This is a genomic window from Streptosporangium sp. H16 (assembly GCF_051918855.1).
Taxonomy (GTDB): Bacteria; Actinomycetota; Actinomycetes; order Streptosporangiales; family Streptosporangiaceae; genus Streptosporangium.
Genome location: NZ_JBPXMD010000099.1, coordinates 1 through 1694 on the forward strand (window position 1 = coordinate 1; position 1694 = coordinate 1694).

1 protein-coding gene and 2 pseudogenes are annotated in these 1694 nt (G+C 71.3%); 2 read left to right on the forward strand and 1 reads right to left on the reverse strand.

Going from position 1 to position 1694, the window contains the following annotated elements:
• Positions 1 to 390, reverse strand: a pseudogene (locus ACTOQ2_RS43790) (phospholipid carrier-dependent glycosyltransferase); the annotation flags it as partial.
• 98 nt (positions 391 to 488) lie between these two features.
• On the opposite strand from ACTOQ2_RS43790, the gene rsmI reads away from it, so the two are divergent.
• Together rsmI and ACTOQ2_RS43800 are read left to right on the forward strand one after the other, a co-directional pair.
• A complete protein-coding gene (gene rsmI / locus ACTOQ2_RS43795; RefSeq protein ID WP_440107931.1) occupies positions 489 to 1343 on the forward strand; it encodes a 16S rRNA (cytidine(1402)-2'-O)-methyltransferase in 855 nt (284 codons plus the stop codon).
• Positions 1344 to 1364: 21 nt separating this feature from the next.
• Positions 1365 to 1694 (forward strand): annotated as a pseudogene (locus ACTOQ2_RS43800) (phospholipid carrier-dependent glycosyltransferase); the annotation flags it as partial.

Here is a 1694-nt window from a genome sequence, read left to right on the forward strand (position 1 = left end):
TTTGCCCAGCGGCGGGTGGACCACGTAGGAGGCGCACTTGTCGAGCTCGGTGGGCGCGCACTGCTGCCAGATCCCGGTGCCGCCCCCCATCAGGATCTTGTCGGCGTCCTTGACGACGTTGTGCTCGGCGCCGAAGGTGAACAGCGCCCAGGCGTCCTTGGCGTAGTACGTCTCGTCGAACATGACCGCGCGCGGATGGCCGAGGTTCGTGAAGCGCAGGATCGCCCCGAACACCGCGATCAGCAGCGGGCCCAGCCAGCCCCACAGGGCGCCGTCGGGCATCGGCGGCACCAGCCGGTCGCGCGCCGAGCCCTTCGTCCCGCCGGGCGTCTGGGGCTCCTGGGGCTCCGGCTGCTGCGGTCCCTGGTTGGTGAAGTCGGTCACGGCCACCCGGACATCGTACGGTCCCCCCACCCCCCTGAGCCCAGGAAAAAAATTCCTAGATGCCCAATTCGAGAACTTCCTCCCGGGCTGGGCGTCCATCCGGAATGCGGGAGGATGGAACGGTGACGGACAACGGCAGGCTTGTGCTGGCAGGGGCTCCGATCGGGCAGGTGGGCGACGCCTCGCCCCGGCTGCGGCAGGCGCTGGAGAGTGCCGACGTGGTCGCGGCGGAGGACACCCGCAGGCTGCGCCGCCTGGCGGGGGAGCTGGGCGCGGAGATCGGCGGCCGGGTCGTCTCCTACTACGACGCCAACGAGGCCGGGCGGGCCGCCGAGCTCCTCCAGGCCCTCCAGGACGGCAAGACCGTGCTGGTCATCACCGACGCGGGCATGCCGGGCGTCTCCGACCCCGGCTACCGCCTCACCCGCCTGGCGGTCGAGGCGGGGATCACCGTCACCTCGCTGCCCGGACCGTCCGCGGTCACCACGGCGCTGGCCGTCTCGGGGCTGCCCAGCGACCGCTTCTGCTTCGAGGGCTTCCCGCCGCGCAAGTCCGGTGAGCGCTCCCGCCGGCTCTCCGCCCTCGCGGAGGAGGAGCGCACCATGGTCTTCTTCGAGGCGCCGCACCGGCTGCAGGTCGCACTGGCGGCGATGGCGGAGGCGTTCGGCGCCGACCGCAGGGCGGCGGTCTGCCGGGAGCTGACCAAGACGTACGAGGAGGTGCGGCGAGGTGGCCTCGGGGAGCTGGCCGAGTGGGCGGCCGGGGGCGTCAAGGGGGAGATCACGGTCGTCGTCGCCGGGTACGCCGGGCAGGCCCTGCCGCCGGTGATCGGGGACCTGGTCGACGAGGTGGCACGCCGGGAGGAGACGGGGGTACCGAGGAAGCAGGCGATCGTGGACGTGGCGAAGGCGGCGGGAATCCCCAAACGCGATCTTTATGATGCTGTCCATCGCGGCTGAATTATCACCATAATTGCCCGAATGGGATTAATACGGGATCGCCTCCTGCCGCCCATGCAGGGGAGCGTGGCCTGGGGCTGGCTGGGACCGCTGCTGGTCGCGGCGTTCGGAGGGGTCCTGCGGTTCGTCCACCTCGGGCGGCCGCACGCGGTCGTGTTCGACGAGACGTACTACGCCAAGGACGCCTGGGCGCTGATCCACTACGGGGTCGAGCGAGCCTCGCTCGGCACCGTGGACGACCCGGTCGCCGACCGGATGATCATCGCGGGGAAGACCGACTTCCTGGTCAAGTGCACGCCGCCGGAGGCCGACCCCTGCCCGCTCTACGTGGCCCACCCGCCGCTGGGCAAG

What these genes read in the sequence shown, in the direction of transcription:
- rsmI (WP_440107931.1), top strand. Translation starts at nt 489, where the DNA reads ATGCGGGAGGATGGAACGGTGACGGACAACGGCAGGCTTGTGCTGGCA.